Origin of the sequence: Nonomuraea typhae, from assembly GCF_009760925.1 — a bacterium.
GTDB lineage: Bacteria > Actinomycetota > Actinomycetes > Streptosporangiales > Streptosporangiaceae > Nonomuraea > Nonomuraea typhae.
The window spans coordinates 118,809-134,914 of the sequence record NZ_VRLV01000012.1 but is presented as its reverse complement, the minus strand read 5'-3'; the positions used below and the strand labels follow the sequence as shown (position 1 = coordinate 134,914).

Below are 16,106 nucleotides of genomic sequence, written 5' to 3'. Positions count from 1 at the left end.
TCTGAAATTTTCTTTCGACACCATATCCGCTGCGATCATCACGGCGAGGGAAGTGTTTCGTACCCTGGACTGACTGGTGTACTGGTCAGACCAGTCGCTAGGGTGCCGGGTATGACGAGCTACGAGAGGTTGTTCCGGCTGGACGGGCGGCGGGCCGTCGTGATCGGCGCCGGCAGCGGCATCGGCCGCGAGTCCGCGCTCGCCCTGGCCGCCCAGGGCGCCGAGGTGGTCTGCGCCGACCTGGACCTGCCCGCCGCGGAGGAGACCGCGGCCCGCTTCGGCGGCGCCGCCCGCCACGTCGACGTGCTCGACACCGCGGCCGTGCGCGACCTGGCCGGGACGGTCCCCGCGGACGTGCTCGTCTTCACCGCCGCCACCAACGTGCGCAAGCGGCTGCTCGACTACTCCGGCGCGGAGTTCTCCCGCGTGGTGGAGCTCAACCTGCGCGCCTCCTTCGACGTCGTGCGCGCGTTCGGCGCCGGCATGGTCGAGCGCGGCGGCGGCTCCATCATCGGCTTCGCCTCCATCCGCGCCGCCGTCACCGAGCCGGGCCAGGGCGTCTACTCGGCCACGAAGGCCGGGCTGGTCCAGCTCCTGCGGACCGCCGCCGCCGAGTTCGGCCCGGCCGGCGTCCGGGTCAACGCCGTGGCCCCCGGCGTGGTCGAGACCCCGCTGACCCGCCAGATCAAGGAGAACCCCGCCTGGTACGACGCCTACGCCGCCAAGTCGGCGCTGGGCAGGTGGGCACGGCCGGAGGAGATGGCCGGAGCCGTCGTCTACCTGGCCGGCGACGCCGCCAGCTTCGTCACCGGCGCCGTGCTCTACGTGGACGGCGGCTGGACCGCGGTGGACGGCCGCTTCGACCCGCCGAACTGACGCCGCAGGCGCACCTGGATCGGCAGGCCGTGGACGGTCTTGAACTCCACGACGGTCCGCGCTCCGCTCGCGCGCACCCGGCACGGCTGGATGCCGTCCGCCCGCCAGTGGCCCGCCAGCGCGACCCGCAGCAGATGCGGATGGCTCGGATCGTCCAGCCAGGGCCGTGACCAGGGGCTGTAGTGGCCGACGTACCGTCCCCGCTCGTACTGGTCGGGGTCGATGCCGTTGTAGAGCCGCAGATCGGGGTCGCACACGGCCAGCGTCAGCGTCTCGCCGTCGGCCCTGGTCAGCACCATGGACGGCGTGTCCACCGCCTGGACCGGCCCGTCGGCCCCGGAGAACCCCTCGAAGACGGCGTACCCGGTGATGCCGGTCTCCCGGTCGGTGACGACGTGCGCGGTGTCGTCGGCGCGGTGCACGGTGTACGGCGCTCGGGCGGCGTCGGCCATGTCCGCGGCGAAGGCCGCCATGCGCTCGGCGGTGGCGCCGACCACCATCGCGAACTCGTAGCGCCCGCCGCGCGGCGCGGCCCCGTGCCTGATCCACGCCGTGGAGAAGTCGCCGCTGGTCGGGGCCTCGGTCGCGTTGTGCCGGGAGTTCTGGGTGACGCGGGTCAGCGCCACCCGCTGGCCGGGCGCCACGTAGTAGCCCAGCCCCTTGTCGTCGAGCAGCCAGCGCGGGGACAGCTCCGGCGCCTCGTGTCCCCACGGCACCGCCGTACCGTCGACCAGGACCGAGCCCGTGCGGGTGGTCTGGAACAACGTGGTCTCGGTCTCGTGGGCGGCGTCGTCGTTGGCGATGCCGGTGCCGATCGCCACGATCCGGTCGCCGAACAGGAACACCGACTTGCGGGCGCGGTGCGAGCCCTCGTACTTCGGATGCTCGCGCAGTTCCATGGCGAACATGCCGTCGCGGCCGTCGATCGTGTGCGCCCCGGCGAAACGGGAGTCGGTGAGCAGCATCTCCTCGATCGCCCCGGTCAGGTCGCCTTTGAGCGCGTCGAGGGGCTGGTGGATCGTGGTGGTGCCGGGGCGGCGGTTCCAGTCGTAGCCGTTATGCGCGTATCCGCTGTCCGCATTGGAGCCCCGGGGCAGCACCTGGATCTGGCCGTAGGTGTTGTAGCGGCCGTACCAGTTGGCGCCGACGTAGATCTCGGTGCTCCACAGGTAGCGGTTGTGGCCGCGGACGCTCACCTGCCAGTCCTCGCGCCGCTGCACGGCGAGCGCGGCGTAGTTGAACGCCCAGTTTCCCGTGGGGGCCGGCTCCGCCTTCACGCCGCGCGCGGCCAGCCGGTCGGCGATCGCCTTCTGCTGCGGTGTCGGTACGGCCGGCAGCAGCCGCAGGAAGGCGGCGCCGATCTCGTCGTCGATCTGGGCCAGCCACTGGAAGGGCACCACCGACAGGCCGGTGAGCCCGCTGGGATTGCGGCCGCTGCACGAGATGGGCCAGTGGTTCTTGCCGGCGTAGATCCGCTGGGCGAGCAGGGCCTTCTTGAACCCGCCGTACGCCTGCTCGCCGAGGGCGAAGGGGGTGCCGTGCAGCACGTAGACGATCGGGGCCAGGCCGGTGAAGCCGTCGCGCACGTAGTCGGGGAAGAAGCCGACGTGGTGGAAGGCGCTGCCGTCCACCTTGAGACCGTCCTGGATGCCGTCGGTGGGGCGGAGGGTGTCCTCGAGCCAGTCGCGCAGGCGGCGCAGGTAGGCGATCTGCTCGGCGTCGGTGTCGCGGAGCAGGATCGTGGCCAGCATGCCGCGGACGGTGGTGTTGTAGATGTCCATCATGCTGCCGCGGGCCATGCGGAAGCCGAATCCGCGCCACATCCTGCCCAGGCCGGTCAGCCAGTCCAGGTCTGCCCTGACCTTCTCGAGCAGGCCGGCCTGGCGTAAGGCGTCGCGCATGAGGTAGGCGGAGTCGTAGTAGCCGCGCACGTCGTAGCCGAGGTGGTGGATGGTGCCCTGGCAGCTGCCCTTGGTCCAGCCCTGCTCGCGCAGGTGGAGGAGGAGGGCGGTGTACAGCTTCGCGAGCGCCTCCCGGTCGGCGGGGCTCGCCTCGTGGGCCAGGGCGATCGTGCGCATGAGGTCGGTGACGGCGCGCAGGGTGACGGGGCCGACGAAGGCGCGCAGCTCGGTGGCGATCTCGGCCGGGTAGATCTGCGCCTGGTAGGCGTGGACGGGGCGGCCGAGGAGGGCGTTGACCTGGGCGGTTAAGGCGGGCACGTCGACGGTGACCGGAGCGATCAGGTATTCCCGCAGGTAGCGGGTGCGCAGGGCGTGGAGGCCGGCGAGCTCGCCGGGGCTCGGCGGGGAGCGGTCCGGCTTTTCCGTCTTCAGCAGGTGATCGAAGCGAAAGAGCGCCTGCCAGTGCTGGTTGTCGTACTCGTCGCCTTCGGGGGCGATGCCGGGAAGCTGATAGTCGCGGCAGGGCGCGTCGGGGCGCAGCGGCACGTTGAGCATCAGCTGGTCCAGGTGCAGGACGCCGGGGCGGCGCGGGGCGATGATCCGCAGGGTGTCCATGCCGGGATGCGGGCGGCCGCGCATGTCGTAGGCGTAGCGGACCCAGGCCGTCCGCCAGCCGGTGTAGCCGAGCCGGAACTCGAACCACACGTCGGTGCGCGTGCCCCGGCCGAACTCGAAACGCACCACGTCGTCGACCGGCTCGGCGGTGTGGATCCAGACGCAGAAGGCGTCCACGAGGCCCTGCCACGCCTGGTCGTCGCCGAGCCGGTAGGGGTCGGGCCGCCAGCGCAGCGGGGCGTGGACCGTGATCACCTCACGGCTGCCGTGCTCCCAGCGCAGGGAGCGGGTGCCGCAGACCGCGACCTCGCCGGAGATGCTCAGCCCTCGCCCCTCCAGCTGCGGCGGCACCGCCGTCTCCAGCAGGAACACCGGCGGGTCCATGGCCATGGCCCGCTGTTCCAGGCTTTCGGGCGGCTGCGCGTAGGCGGGCAGGCGGGGGATGAGGAAGGCGCTGGCCGCACCGGCCGAGATGGCCGACCGGCGGGAGATCTCGGGTGCCATGCGCCGTATCCAACGCGAAAATTATCTTCAGGTAAATACCCTAGCCCGGCGAATGTTTGCCATCCGCCGGGTGACGCCCTCGGCCGGCGGGCCGCACGGCCCCCGGCGGCCGCCCCGGAAAGGCCGTCGCGATAGCGTTTTCCAGCGCCAAGTCAACCCTTTCTTTAAAGATTCCTTACTGGTAACCTCACCGAGCGTAATGCCGAAATCTGGGCATTTCATCGGCGCAATTCCACGAATGCACATTCCCCTCCCGACCCATTCGTGTCAGGAACGCAAAGGGATCGGTTGACCGCGGACCATCTGAAGGAGGGCGATGACGACGGAGCTGTCCGAGGTGGACGACGGCTTCATCGAGCTCCACGAGCCGGAGGGCGTCGCGCCGCTGCTGCCCCTGCGCCTGCGCGGGAGCCGGCCGCCGTTGTTCTGCGTCCATCCGGTGGGCGGGCTGAGCTGGTGCTACGCCGGGCTCACCGGCGAGCTCGACCCCGAGATCCCGGTGTACGGCCTGCAGAGCGGGAACCCGGCCCCGACCGCGGAGCACATGGCCGAGGCGCACCTCGAGCGGATCACGACCGTTCAGCCGCAGGGACCCTACCGGCTGCTCGGCTGGTCGTTCGGCGGCACGCTCGCGCACGAGATCGCGGTACGGCTGCGCGAGGAGGGCGAGAAGATCGGCCTGCTGGCGCTGCTGGACGCCGGCCCCGGCAGCCCGAAAACCGAGCGCGCCGGCGTCGACCCCGAGCGCGCCCTGCTGGAGGCGTCGGGGAACGAGGCCGGGCCGCACGGCGTCCCGGCGGCGCTGGCGACCTTGCGCGAGCGCCACGGGTTCACGCAGGAGCAGGTGACGGCGATGGTCGGCATGTGCGCGCACAACGCCGAACTGGCCGCCCGCCACCGCAGCCGCCGCTTCGACGGCGATCTGATAGTGTTCACCGCCCGCGGCGGCGCCGGCCTGAACACCGCCTGGCGTCGGCACGTGTCCGGGGCGATCGACCACTTCCCGATCGACAGCGATCACCACGGCATGCTGGGCAGCGACGCCGCGGCCAGAATCGCCCGCATCCTGGCCAATCCCCTCAGGGGCGGATGACGGCCATCCGGGTCACGGTGAACTCCTCGATGGCGAACCTCGGCCCCTCGCGCCCGATGCCGGAGTCCTTCACCCCGCCGTAGGGCATGTTGTCGGCCCGGAACCCGGGCACCTCGTTGACCACCACGCCACCGGCCTCGATGCGCTCGATCGCGGCGAAGGCGGTGGCCAGCGAGCGGGTGAAGACGGCGGCGTGCAGGCCGTACCGTGACCGGTTGACGAGGGCGAATGCCTCCTCCAGGCCGGCGGCCGGCCGTACGCAGACGACGGGCCCGAAGATCTCCTCGTCCCAGGCGGCGGCGCCGTCGGGAACGCCGGCCAGGAGCGTGGGCTGAAGGGCCCGTCCTTCACGTCCTCCGCCGGTCACCAGCGTGGCGCCCGCGGACACGGCGGCCGACACCCAGTCCAGCACCCGCCCGGTGGCCCGCTCGTCGATCAGGGGCGCGACCCGGGTCCCGGGGTCGCGCGGATCCCCGACGACGACCTCTTTCATGCGCCCGGCCAGCAGTGCCAGGAACTCCTCCCGCACCGCCTCCTCCACCACGACCCGCTGCACCGAGATGCACGCCTGCCCTGAGGCGTAGTACCCGCCGCGCACGACGGCGCCCGCGGCCGCCTCGAGGTCGGCGTCGGCCGCGACGATCAGGGCGGCGTTGGAGCCCAGTTCCAGCAGGACCTTGGTGGGGGCGGCGTTGCGCGCGATGGCGTGCCCGGCGGCGGCCGAGCCGGTGAAGGAGACCGCGCCGATCCGGCGGTCCTCGACCAGCGTGCGCCCGACCTCGACGTCCCCGGTGACCAGCTGCACGGCGGCCGGAGGCAGCGCGCCGGACGAGCGCAGCAGGTGGACCAGCCACAGCGTGGCCAGCGGCGTCGCGGGAGCGGGCTTGACGATCACCGGGCATCCGGCGGCGACCGCGGGCGCGATCTTGTGGGCGGCCAGGAGCAGCGGATAGTTGAACCCGGTGATCCCGACCACGACCCCGATCGGCCGCCGGGTCCAGAATCCGGTCAGCCCCTCCCCCGAGGGCAGCAGGTCGAGCGGCACCGTCTCCCCGTGCAGCCGGGCCACCTCCTCGGCGGCCGTGGCCAGCGTGACGATCGTGCGCGCCACCTCGACCCGGCAGTCGACCAGCGGCTTGCCGGTCTCGCGCACGAGCAGCCGCTCGAACTCGGCGCGGTGCCCGGCCAGCGCGTCGTGCGCGGCCATGAGCGCGGTACGGCGGGCGTGGGAGGGCACCCGGGCCATCGCCGGAGCCACGGCCAGCGCCTCCTCCACCGCCCTGGCGGCCAGGGCGGCGTCCCCCACGGGAGCCGTGCCGGCCACGCTCCCGTCATAGGGGAAGACGACGGGCGCGCTGTCCTGGACGGGCACCCAGCCCTCCCCGACCGGCAGTCCGCTCGGCCAGGGCTGGGTGGCGGGCGTGGTCACGGCGATGCCTCCTGATGAGCGGTCATGGGTGGGCGCGCAGGGCGCTGGGGAAGACGTCCAGGTAGGCGGGGGCGTCCGGGCGGCCGGTGGCGGCCAGCATGGCGTGGGCCACGGCGCGGCTGAAGACGTCCGCGGCGGCGGCCAGGACCTCCTGCAGCTCGCCGCTGGTGGGCGCCGGGTGCGTGCCGGTGGACAGGCCGAAGACGGTGTCGCCGTCGACCATGGTGTGCGCGGGGCGGATCGCCCTGGCCAGGCCGTCGTGGGCGACGCCGGCGAGCTTGCCGCACTGGGCCTTGGACAGTGTGACGTCGGTGGCGACCACGCCGATGGTGGTGTTGAACGAGGTGACGTTCGCCGGCTGCCACGCCGCCGCCTCCCTGGCCGACGGGGGCCGCAGGTGGCCGAACTCGCCGGGCAGGCCGTACCTGGTGCCCGCCAGCACGGCCCCGGCCGGGTCGAGCACCGAGCCCGCGGCGTTGACGACGGCGAGGGCGGCGACCGTGGCGCCCGTGTCGAGGACGGCGCTGGCCGTACCGGTGCCGCCCGCGAGGCCACCGGCGACCGCGCCCGTCCCCGCGCCGAGCGAGCCGCTGCGCGCCTCCTCGCCGGTGGCGGCGTCGAAGGCGGCGGCGCCCAGCTCGGCCGCGGGGGTGGCGCGGAAGGCGCCGCCCCTGCCCAGGTCGTAGATGACGGCGGACGGCACGATCGGCACCACACCGCCCTCGACGGGGAAGCCCTTCCCGGCCTCGGCGAGGCGGTCCATGACGCCGCAGGCGGCGCTGAGCCCGTAGGCGCTGCCGCCGGTCAGGACCACGGCGTGCACCCGCTCGACGAGGTTGCGGGGGTCGAGCAGCTCGGTCTCACGGGTGCCGGGCGCGGCGCCCCGCACGTCCACCCCGGCCACGGCGCCGTCCCCGGGCGGCAGGATGACGGTGGTGCCGGTGCGGTAGCCGTTCCCGATCCGCTGGGCGTGCCCCACCCTGACGCCCGGCACGTCGGTGAGCGCGTTGCGCGGCCCCGGCTTCACGCGCGCCTCCGCCCGGACGCGGTACGGCCCGGCCGCGGCGGCACGGGGCTCATGAGGCGTCCCGGGTGAGGAAGCGGCGGGCGGCCTCGGCGAACACCCGCGTGCACCGGACGATCTCGGCCACCTCGACGTACTCGTCGGCCTGGTGGGCGATCCACTTGCCGCCGGGCCCGTACACGACGGAGGGCACGCCGCCCCAGTGCGTCAGCACGGTCCCGTCGGTCGAGCCGGGCACCCCGCCGTACACCGGCTCCTCCCCCGTGACCGCCCGGTGAGCCTCCGCGACCGCGGCCACGACGGGATCGTCGACCGGCACCTCGACGGCGGGCCGGTCCACCAGCACCGAGACCTCCGCGGAAATCCCGTCGAATCCGGCCAGCCCGGAGACCCGTTCGGCGATGTCCGCATGCGACATCCCCGGCAACGTCCGCACGTCCACGAACACGGACGCCACCGCCGGAATCACGTTGACCTGCTCCTCGCTCCCGGCCCGGGCCACCGTGGGCGTCACGTACACCTCCCCCAGATGCGGATGCGCCGGAAAACGCTTCTGCAATTCCTCCTGATAAGCCGCCAGCGCCACGATGAGCGCCCCGGCGGCGGGAATCGGATTGCGCCCGTGCTGCGGCATGGCCCCGTGCGCCATCTTGCCGGTGAAGTCCACCCGCAGCCGCAGCGCGCCCTTGGCCACCGCGCAGATCTCCCCGGCCTCCGGCTCGGCCACGATCGCCCCGTCCACGTCCGCGGCCAGCCCGGAGTCCACGAAGTGATGCACCCCGAGCATCATCCCCTCCTCGTCGGCCAGCGCGCACACCTTGACGCGCCCGGGGAACGGTCCAGCCAGCTGCAGCGCCCGCGTGGCGTACAGGGTCGCGGCCAGCCCCGACTTCATGTCGGCGCTCCCCCGCCCCCAGAGCCTCCCGTCGCGGATCTCGCCGCCGAACGGATCCACGGTCCACTCGCCCAGGTCCCCCTCGGTGACCACGTCCGTGTGCCCCTCGAACATGAGCGTCGGCCCGGGCAGCCCGCCCTCGACCACGGCCACCACGCTCGGCCGTCCCGGGGCGGCCTCGGAGACCCGCGGCTCCCACCCCCACGAGCGCATCTTCGCGGCCACCAGCATCGCGGCGGGCTCCTCGTTGCGCCCGCGCGCGGGGTCGTTGGTGCTGGGCACCCGCACGAGCGCCTGGGTGAACTCCACCACGCCGGCAGCGTCGATCTCGATCACAGAAGTCCCTCCAAGGTTGGTACGGCCTGCAGCAACGTGCGTGTGTACGGGTGGACGGGCGCGGCCCACACCGTGTCCACCGCCCCCGTCTCCACGATCTCCCCCTCGCTCATGACCGCGACGCTCTCGCACACGTGCCGCACCACGGACAGGTCGTGGGAGACGAACACCAGCGTCAGCCCGTGGGCGTCGACGAGGTCGGCCAGCAGGTTGAGGATCTGCCCGCGCACCGAGACGTCCAGCGCGCTGACCGGCTCGTCGGCCACCAGCACCTTCGGCCGCGGCGCCAGCGCGCGGGCGATGGCGATGCGCTGGCGCTGGCCGCCGGAGAACTGGTGCGGGTAGCGGTCCGCGGCCGAGGCGGGCAGCCCGACCTCCTCCAGCAGCTCCGCCACCCGCGCGCCGACCGGCCGCCGGAGCGCGACCAGCGGCTCGGCGACGATGTCACGCACCTTCATGCGCGGGTCAAGCGAGCTCATCGGGTCCTGGAAGACGATCTGCAGGTCGTCGCGCAGGAACCGCAGGTCGCGCCGGCCTGCGATCTCCTGCCCGGCGAACCGGATCGAGCCGCTGGTGGGCCGGTCGAGCCCGCACAGCAGCCGCAGCAGCGTCGACTTGCCGGATCCCGACTCGCCGACGATGCCGTAGCGCTCGCCGCGCGTCACCGTCAGCGAGACGCCCTTCAGCGCGTGCACGGCCTCGCCCGGCTTCGTGAGCGAGGTCCGGGGACGCCGGTAGACCCGGGTGAGGTCGCGGGCCTCAATCACCGGGGTGCCAGCAGGCGTAGCCATGGCCGTCTCCCGTCAGCTCCGGTTCGGTCTCGCACTCCGGGGTGGCGTGCGGGCAGCGGTTGCGGAAGACGCAGCCGCCGGGGAAGCCGCCCGCCGGGGGCACGCTTCCCTTGATCGTGGGCAGCCGGGTGCCGCGCGGGGTCAGCCGGGAGGAGGCCAGCAGGCCCTCGGTGTAGCGGTGGCGGGGCCGGGTGAAGACCTCGCGCATGGGCCCGGTCTCGACGACCCGCCCGCCGTACATGACCAGGACGCGCTCGCACATCGCCGCCACCACGGCGAGGTCGTGGGTGATGAACAGCAGCGCGGGGGCGACCTCGGCGATCAGCTCCAGCATCTGCTTCTGGACGGTCACGTCCAGGGCGGTCGTGGGCTCGTCGCAGATGAGCAGCTCGGGCTCGTTGGCCAGCGCGATGGCGAGCATGACCCGCTGCCGCTGGCCGCCGGAGAGCTGGTGGGGGTAGGCGCGGGCGAGCTGGGCGGGCCGCGGCAGCCGTACCCGCTCCAGGAGCTCGACCGCGCGGGCGCGGGCGGCCGCGCGGGGGGCGCCATGCAGCGTCATCACCTCGGCGACCTGCGCGCCGACCCGCATGAGCGGGTTGAGCGCGGTCATCGGCTCCTGGAAGACCATCGAGACGGTACGGCCCCGCAGCCCCATGAGCCGTTTTTCCGGGACGCCGACGAGATCACGGCCGTCCAGCGCAGCCTTGCCCGAGGCGGTGACCCCTTCCGGGAGCAGGCCCATGAGCGACAGCGCGGTCAGCGACTTGCCGGAGCCGGACTCCCCGATGAGCCCGACCCGTTCGCCGGGGGCGATGGAGAAGGAGACGTCCCGCACGAGCCGGAGGTCGCCGGCGTGCACGGAGAGCCCGTCAACGCTCAGCACGGATCCTCCTCAGCTTCGGGTCCAGGTAGTCGCGCAGGCCGTCGCCGAGGAGGTTGAAGCCGAGGACGGCCAGCGCGATCGCCAGGCCGGGCCACAGGGCCAGGCGGGGGGTGGAGAAGAGCAGTTCCTGCGACTCCTGCAGCATGCGTCCCCACGAGGGGATCGGCGGGCGGGTGCCGAAGCCGAGGAAGGACAGCGCCGCCTCGGCCAGGATCGCGATCGCGAACGAGACCGACGCCTGGACGATCAGCATCGAGGAGATGTTCGGCAGCACGTGCCGCACCGCGATGGCCCGGCGGGTACGGCCGGCGGCGCGGGCGGCCATGATGTAGTCGGTCACCATGACCTGCAGCGTCGCGGCCCGGGCGACGCGGGCGAAGGCGGGCACCGTGGCCACGCCGATGGCGATCATGGCGGTGAGCGTCCCGGCTCCGTAGACGGCGCCGAGCATGACGGCCAGGAGCAGGGCGGGGAAGGCGAAGACGAGGTCGTTGACCCGCATGACCAGCTCCGACAGCCAGCCGTGGCCGGTCATCCCGGCGACGATGCCGAGCGGGGCGCCGATCACGGCGGCGATGCCGACGGCCACGATGCCGACGTAGAGCGTGGTGCGGGCGCCGACCATGAGCTGGCTGAAGGTGTCGCGGCCGAACTTGTCGGCGCCGAGCAGGTAGCCGCCGCCGGGCTCCTGGAGCTTGCGGGCGGCGTCGACCAGGGTCGGGTCGTGCGGGGTCCACACGAACGAGACGAGGGCGGCGGCCACGACGAGGCCGACGAGCACGCCGCCGACGACCAGCCCGGCGTTGATCCGGCCCCTCATCGCGCACCTCGCAGGCGGGGGTCGAGGGCGGCGTAGGCCACGTCGACCAGGAAGTTGATCAGCAGCACGGCCACCACGAGGACCATGACGACGCCTTGGACGAGCAGCAGGTCGCGGGCGGCCACGCCGTTCAGCAGCAGGTCGCCGAGGCCGGGGATGACGAAGACGCGCTCGACCACGACGGCGCCGATGAGCAGCGTCGCCAGTTGCAGGCCGAGCACGGTGACGACGGGGATGGAGGCGTTGCGCAGCCCGTGCCGCCACAGCGCGCCCATGCGGCCGCGGCCCTTGGCGCGGGCGGTGCGCAGGTAGTCCTCGCGCATGACGTCGAGCACCGACGAGCGTACGTACCGGGTCAGGACCGCGCCCTGCACCAGGCCCAGCGACGACCACGGCAGCAGGAGGCTCAGCAGCCACTGCGCCGGGTCCTCGGAGAAGGGCACGTAGCCGCCGGACGGCAGCGCCTGCGCCTGCACCGCGAAGACGAAGACCAGCAGGATGCCGGCCAGGAAGGCGGGGACGGCGATGCCGACCTGGCTGATCGCGCTGATCGCGGCGCCGAGCGGGTTGCGGTGGTGGACGGCGGCGAACGTGCCGGCGGGCACGGCCACGAGCACGGCGATGACCATGCCGCCGAGCACGAGCACGGCGGTGACCGCCAGCCGTTCCGAGATCTGCGGCCCGATGGGCGAGCTGGTCACGTAGGAGGTGCCGAAGTCGCCGCCGGCCAGGCCGCCGAACCAGTCGAAGAACTGGACGAGGGGCGGCCGGTCGGTGCCGAACTGCCGGCGCAGCGCGGCGACCGCCTCCGGGGTGGCGTTGACGCCGAGCGCGATCTCGGCCGGGTCGCCCGGCAGCAGGCCCATGAAGGCGAAGACGGCCACGCCGGCGGCGGCGGTGCTCGCCAGGAGCACCGCCAGCCGCTTGACCAGGTAGAGGATCACTGCTTGGCGAGTCCGGTGAAGTCGAAGGACTCGGCGATGGCGTTCTTCGGCAGGCCGGTCACGCCCTTCTTGGCGACGATGAGGTTGGGGAAGAGGAAGAGCCAGTCGGCCGCCGCGTCGTCGGACAGCAGCTTGGCGGCCTGCTTGAGCTTGCCGGCCTGGTCCTGCTCGGTGCCCTGGTCGGCCTCGGCGAGGAGCTTGCCGAACGCGGGGTTGTCGTAGTGGAAGTAGTACGACTTGTCGGCGAAGATGCCCATGTCGCGGGGTTCGACGTGGTTGATCATAGAGATGTCGTAGTCACCCTGCTTGAACACCACGTCCAGCCAGCGGGCGGGGAACTCCAGCGGCTCGATGTCGGCCGTGATGCCCACCTGCGCGAGCTGCGACTTGACCACCTGGGCGGCGGCCACCGCGTAGGGCAGGTTCGGCACCCGCATCTTCACGGTGTAGGTCTTGCCGCCGAGCAGTTCCTTCGCCTTGGCCACGTCGTAGGGGTAGTCGCCGGTGCGGTCTTCGTACCACGGGTCCGTCGGGGGGACCATCGTGCCGATGAGCTGGCCGCGGCCGGCCCACGCGGTGTCGAGGAGCGCCTTGTGGTCGATGGCGTGGCGGACGGCCTGCCGGGCCTTCTTGTCGTTGAACGGCGGGCGGCCGTTGTTGAGGGAGAGCACGACCTCGCCGTTGGTGGTGCCCTCGACCGTCTGGAAGCGGCCGGGGTCGGCGAACTGCTGCAGCGACTCCGGCGCCTGGACGCTGGAGATGACGTCGATGCCGCCGGTCAGCAACGCGTTGTTCATGGCCGTGGCGTCCTTGAAGTATTTCAGTGTGACGCCGGAGAGCGCGGGCTTGGCGCCCCAGTAGCCCGGGTTGGCGGTGAGCTGGATCGAGTCGCCGCGCTTCCAGGAGCCGAGCTGGAAGGGGCCGGTGCCGACGGGCTTGGTGGCCAGCTCGGCGACGCCCGTGCGGCTGAACATCGCCCCGAGGCGGGTGGCCATCGCATACAGGAAGCCGTTGCTGGGGCGCTTGAGCGTGACGACGGCGGTGGTGTCGTCCTTCTTCTCCACCTTGTCGATGACGTCGAGCTGGGTCTTGATCTTCAGCTTCCAGTCGGACGTGACCCGGTTGAGGGAAAAGGCGACGTCGTCGGCGGTGAACGGGGCGCCGCCGGTGAACGTGACGCCCTTGCGCAGGGTGAACGTGTAGGTCTTGCGGTCCTCGGAGATCTCCCACTTCTCGGCGAGCAGAGGCACGATCTTGCCGTCCTGGTCCAGTTTGACCAGGCCCTCGTAGACGTTGACCAGCAGCGCCTGCGGGATCGCGGCGCCCTCGGTCGAGGTGAAGTCCAGGTTGGCCGGCTCGGCCACGAACCCGACGGACAAGGTCTCCTGCTTGGACGGCGACGCCCCGCCGGTCTGGCCGCCGCCGCCACCGCCGCAGGCAGTGGCCAGCAGGAGACCGCCGCCGGCGATCAAGGTCCCGATTCGCCTCATGTTCTACAGCCTCCTGGCTAGTGCACTGGTCGGACCAGTAGGCTCTGCACACTGCCAGTCCTGAACTGTTCGGGTCAAGGGGGCGCATAACATGTCCGGTCCGCGGTTCGAACCGGTGCGTACGGTCCGCGCCTACGAACGCATCGTCGAGCAGATCGAGGGGGCGGTCGAGAGCGGCACGCTCACCCCAGGCCAGCGCCTGCCCAGCGAGCGTGACCTGATGGCGCAGTTCTCCGTCAGCCGCTCCACCGTGCGTGAGGCGCTGCGCGTGCTGCAGGCGCGCGGCCTGGTCCGCTCCCGGCCCGGCGACCCCAACGGGGCCGAGGTGCTGCCCTTCACGCCCGCCGCCCTGCACAAGTCGATGACCACGCTGGCCCGCGTGGACCAGCTCTCGCTGGGCGAGCTGGTGGGCTTCCGGATGACGCTCGACGCGGCGGCCAACCTGCTGGCCGCCCGGCTGCGGACCGAGGCGCAGTTAACGGAGATGGACGCGGCCGTCACGGCGATGCGCGAGGCCGCGGAGAAGGGCTACGACGCCTTCAGCGCGGCGGACGTGGCCTTCCACGACGCGGTGGCCCGGGCCAGCGGCAACAAGCTGATCCAGATCTGCACCGAGGTGGTCCGCTCGATCGTGCTCGGCCTGGTCTCGGACAAGATCGCCGGGGCGGCCGACCGGGAGGCGCTGATGCGGCAGAGCATCCGCCACCACGAGGAGGTGCTGGCCGCGGTCCGCGCCGGTGACGGGCCGCTGGCCGCGCGGCTGTCGCGGCGCACGATGTACGACTACTACGTGGGCTACGTGCCGGCCGCCGAACGGGCCGCCCTGCGCGCGCTGCTGGACTGACCGCGTTCGCCGCCCGGCCGGTGAGGTTCGCGCGGAATGTCCGGCCAGAGTGTTAAGTTGCAGCCGTGACGAGTGGGGACGGGCTGACCGAGGCGTTCCTTCGCGAGCACCGTCGTTACACCAGCCACCAGGTCGCCGAGCTGGCCGGGGTGCCGGTCTACCGCGCGCGCAAGTTCTGGCGGGCGCTCGGCTTCGCCAACGTGGCCGACGACGCGGTGGAGTTCACCGACTCCGACGTCGAGGCGCTGCGCACGCTGCTCGGCATGGTCAGCCGGGGCCTGTACGACGAGGGGCACGTGCTGCTCATGGCCCGCTCGCTCGGCCGCGCCACCGCGCGCCTGGCCGAGTCGCAGGCCGAGCTGGGCGCCGAGGAGCTCGACCAGGCCGGGGTGCCGCTGGCCGAGCGGCCCCGCGCGTGGACGCGCCGGGCCCGCCGCGTGGTGCCGGAGCTGGAGAAGCTGCTGGTCTACGCCTGGCGCCGGCAGCTCGCCGCCGCCGCCGGCCGCATGGTCGACCAGGAGAAGACCGCGGTACGGCTGGCCGTCGGCTTCGCCGACCTCGTGGGCTTCACCCGGCTGAGCCGGCAGATCTCGGAGATCGAGCTGGCGAGCCTGGTGGACGAGTTCGAGGGCCGCTCGGCGGACGTGGTCACCTCGGGCGGCGGCCGGGTGATCAAGACGCTGGGCGACTCGGTGCTGTTCGTCTCCGGCAAGGCCCACGACACGGCCGAGATCGCGCTGCGGCTGATCACGGCCCACGCCAAGGTGCGCGGCATGCCGGAACTCCGCGTGGGCCTGGCCGTGGGCCCGGTGATCGGCCGCATGGGCGACGTCTTCGGCACCACGGTCAACCTCGCCAGCCGCCTGACCGCCCTGGCCCTGCCCGGCACGATCCTGGCCGACCCCGAGATGGCCGAGGACCTGACCGGCGACCGCGCCTTCCACCTGATCCCGGTGAACCGCCTGCACGTGCGCGGCCTGGGCGACCTGGTTCCGTTCCGCGTCTCCCGCGCGCTCTAGCCGGCGCCCTTGACGCACAGGAGGCCGGGCTCGGCGCGCAGCGTCTCCACCGCGAACCCGCCCGCCTCCAGCGCGCCGCTCACCTTGACGGCCAGTTCCTCGACACGGCCGGGCGGCTCGTAGAAGACGTAGAGCGCCCCTCCCCGGGCCAGCGCGCCCCGGATGGCGGCGAGCTCCCGGGCCGGTGACCGGGTCCAGAAGAGGTTGACGTTGACCGCGAACACCTTGTCGTAACCGCCCTGGCCGAGGCCGCCCACCGCGGCAGCCGGGCCGCCGAGCCCGTCCTCCAGGGCGCCGAGGCGGAAGACCGCCCGGCCGGCGGCCACGTGGGCGGCGTTGCGCTCTTCCGCCGCGCGGATCGCGGTGGCCGACCGGTCGAGCCCGGTGAGCAGTCCGCCCCGCTCGCAGACCAGCTGCGCCGCGACCCCGCGCCCGCATCCGATCTCCAGAACCCGCTCTCCGGCTCGCACGTCGAGCACGTCCACGGCCCAGGTCAGCCGCACCGGTATCGCCATGAATCCCATCTTGCCCCTGGGCAGCCCCGGCCGCCGACCGGGCTGACGAAGCTCTGCAGCGGCGAGCCACCTGGACGCCTGTGGTTCGGCGTGGCGGTCGACGGCAAGAAGACCGGGCTCGCCGTCT

14 protein-coding genes are annotated in these 16,106 nt (G+C 72.7%); 4 read left to right on the top strand and 10 right to left on the bottom strand.

The window, feature by feature from the left end; translation table 11 throughout:
* Positions 1-111: 111 nt before the first annotated feature.
* Positions 112-876, top strand: coding sequence for an SDR family NAD(P)-dependent oxidoreductase (locus FVE25_RS37030; RefSeq protein ID WP_157252139.1), 765 nt, complete (start codon positions 112-114; stop codon positions 874-876).
* Here FVE25_RS37030 and FVE25_RS37025 read toward each other — a convergent pair.
* Entirely contained in the window at positions 822-3,896 is a 3,075-nt protein-coding gene (locus FVE25_RS37025; protein WP_157252138.1) for a chondroitinase family polysaccharide lyase, read from the bottom strand. The two genes, FVE25_RS37030 and FVE25_RS37025, sit on opposite strands and share 55 nt — an antisense overlap.
* 316 nt (positions 3,897-4,212) lie before the next feature.
* On the opposite strand from FVE25_RS37025, the gene FVE25_RS37020 reads away from it, so the two are divergent.
* Positions 4,213-4,989 (top strand): thioesterase domain-containing protein, encoded by a 777-nt coding sequence (locus FVE25_RS37020; RefSeq protein WP_157252137.1) that lies wholly within the window; start codon positions 4,213-4,215, stop codon positions 4,987-4,989.
* Here the strand turns inward: FVE25_RS37020 and FVE25_RS37015 are convergent.
* The 8 genes from FVE25_RS37015 to FVE25_RS36980 are packed head-to-tail and all read right to left on the bottom strand — an operon-like array spanning position 4,976 to position 13,601.
* Positions 4,976-6,418: an aldehyde dehydrogenase family protein gene (locus FVE25_RS37015; protein ID WP_157252136.1), complete on the bottom strand. Its 1,443-nt coding sequence runs from the start codon at positions 6,416-6,418 to the stop codon at positions 4,976-4,978. The two genes, FVE25_RS37020 and FVE25_RS37015, sit on opposite strands and share 14 nt — an antisense overlap.
* Before the next feature lie 22 nt (positions 6,419-6,440).
* Positions 6,441-7,445 carry a P1 family peptidase gene (locus FVE25_RS37010; RefSeq protein ID WP_157252135.1) on the bottom strand — a complete coding sequence of 335 codons (1,005 nt, stop codon included), beginning with the start codon at positions 7,443-7,445 and terminating at the stop codon, positions 6,441-6,443.
* 49 nt (positions 7,446-7,494) lie between these two features.
* Complete coding sequence (locus FVE25_RS37005) at positions 7,495-8,673, bottom strand: M20 family metallopeptidase (protein WP_157252134.1); 1,179 nt, start codon at positions 8,671-8,673, stop codon at positions 7,495-7,497.
* Positions 8,670-9,464, bottom strand: coding sequence for an ATP-binding cassette domain-containing protein (locus FVE25_RS37000; protein ID WP_157252133.1), 795 nt, complete (start codon positions 9,462-9,464; stop codon positions 8,670-8,672). Before FVE25_RS37000 ends, FVE25_RS37005 begins: the two co-directional genes overlap by 4 nt.
* On the bottom strand, positions 9,433-10,347 hold the full coding sequence (locus FVE25_RS36995) for an ABC transporter ATP-binding protein (protein WP_157252132.1): 915 nt from the start codon (positions 10,345-10,347) through the stop codon (positions 9,433-9,435). Before FVE25_RS36995 ends, FVE25_RS37000 begins: the two co-directional genes overlap by 32 nt.
* Positions 10,334-11,167: an ABC transporter permease gene (locus FVE25_RS36990; protein ID WP_157252131.1), complete on the bottom strand. Its 834-nt coding sequence runs from the start codon at positions 11,165-11,167 to the stop codon at positions 10,334-10,336. The genes FVE25_RS36995 and FVE25_RS36990 overlap by 14 nt, the downstream gene beginning before the upstream one ends.
* Positions 11,164-12,111 (bottom strand): ABC transporter permease, encoded by a 948-nt coding sequence (locus FVE25_RS36985; protein ID WP_157252130.1) that lies wholly within the window; start codon positions 12,109-12,111, stop codon positions 11,164-11,166. Before FVE25_RS36985 ends, FVE25_RS36990 begins: the two co-directional genes overlap by 4 nt.
* A complete protein-coding gene (locus FVE25_RS36980) occupies positions 12,108-13,601 on the bottom strand; it encodes an ABC transporter substrate-binding protein (RefSeq protein ID WP_157252129.1) in 1,494 nt (497 codons plus the stop codon). Before FVE25_RS36980 ends, FVE25_RS36985 begins: the two co-directional genes overlap by 4 nt.
* Positions 13,602-13,692: 91 nt before the next feature.
* Here FVE25_RS36980 and FVE25_RS36975 point away from each other — a divergent pair, with 91 nt between their 5' ends.
* The gene (locus FVE25_RS36975) at positions 13,693-14,445 is read left to right on the top strand and encodes a FadR/GntR family transcriptional regulator (protein ID WP_157252128.1); all 753 of its coding nucleotides are present in this window, start codon (positions 13,693-13,695) and stop codon (positions 14,443-14,445) included.
* 65 nt (positions 14,446-14,510) lie between these two features.
* Entirely contained in the window at positions 14,511-15,464 is a 954-nt protein-coding gene (locus FVE25_RS36970; protein ID WP_157252127.1) for an adenylate/guanylate cyclase domain-containing protein, read from the top strand.
* On the opposite strand, the gene FVE25_RS36965 is transcribed toward FVE25_RS36970, so the two are convergent.
* Positions 15,461-15,979, bottom strand: coding sequence for an SAM-dependent methyltransferase (locus FVE25_RS36965; RefSeq protein WP_157252126.1), 519 nt, complete (start codon positions 15,977-15,979; stop codon positions 15,461-15,463). The two genes, FVE25_RS36970 and FVE25_RS36965, sit on opposite strands and share 4 nt — an antisense overlap.
* Positions 15,980-16,106: the final 127 nt, after the last annotated feature.

Bases quoted from the DNA above. Each gene is read 5' to 3' on its own strand.
- FVE25_RS37030 (WP_157252139.1), top strand. From the start codon at position 112: ATGACGAGCTACGAGAGGTTGTTCCGGCTGGACGGGCGGCGGGCCGTC.
- FVE25_RS37025 (WP_157252138.1), bottom strand. From the start codon at position 3,896: ATGGCACCCGAGATCTCCCGCCGGTCGGCCATCTCGGCCGGTGCGGCC.
- FVE25_RS37020 (WP_157252137.1), top strand. From the start codon at position 4,213: ATGACGACGGAGCTGTCCGAGGTGGACGACGGCTTCATCGAGCTCCAC.
- FVE25_RS37000 (WP_157252133.1), bottom strand. From the start codon at position 9,464: ATGGCTACGCCTGCTGGCACCCCGGTGATTGAGGCCCGCGACCTCACC.
- FVE25_RS36990 (WP_157252131.1), bottom strand. From the start codon at position 11,167: ATGAGGGGCCGGATCAACGCCGGGCTGGTCGTCGGCGGCGTGCTCGTC.
- FVE25_RS36980 (WP_157252129.1), bottom strand. From the start codon at position 13,601: ATGAGGCGAATCGGGACCTTGATCGCCGGCGGCGGTCTCCTGCTGGCC.
- FVE25_RS36975 (WP_157252128.1), top strand. From the start codon at position 13,693: ATGTCCGGTCCGCGGTTCGAACCGGTGCGTACGGTCCGCGCCTACGAA.
- FVE25_RS36965 (WP_157252126.1), bottom strand. From the start codon at position 15,979: ATGGCGATACCGGTGCGGCTGACCTGGGCCGTGGACGTGCTCGACGTG.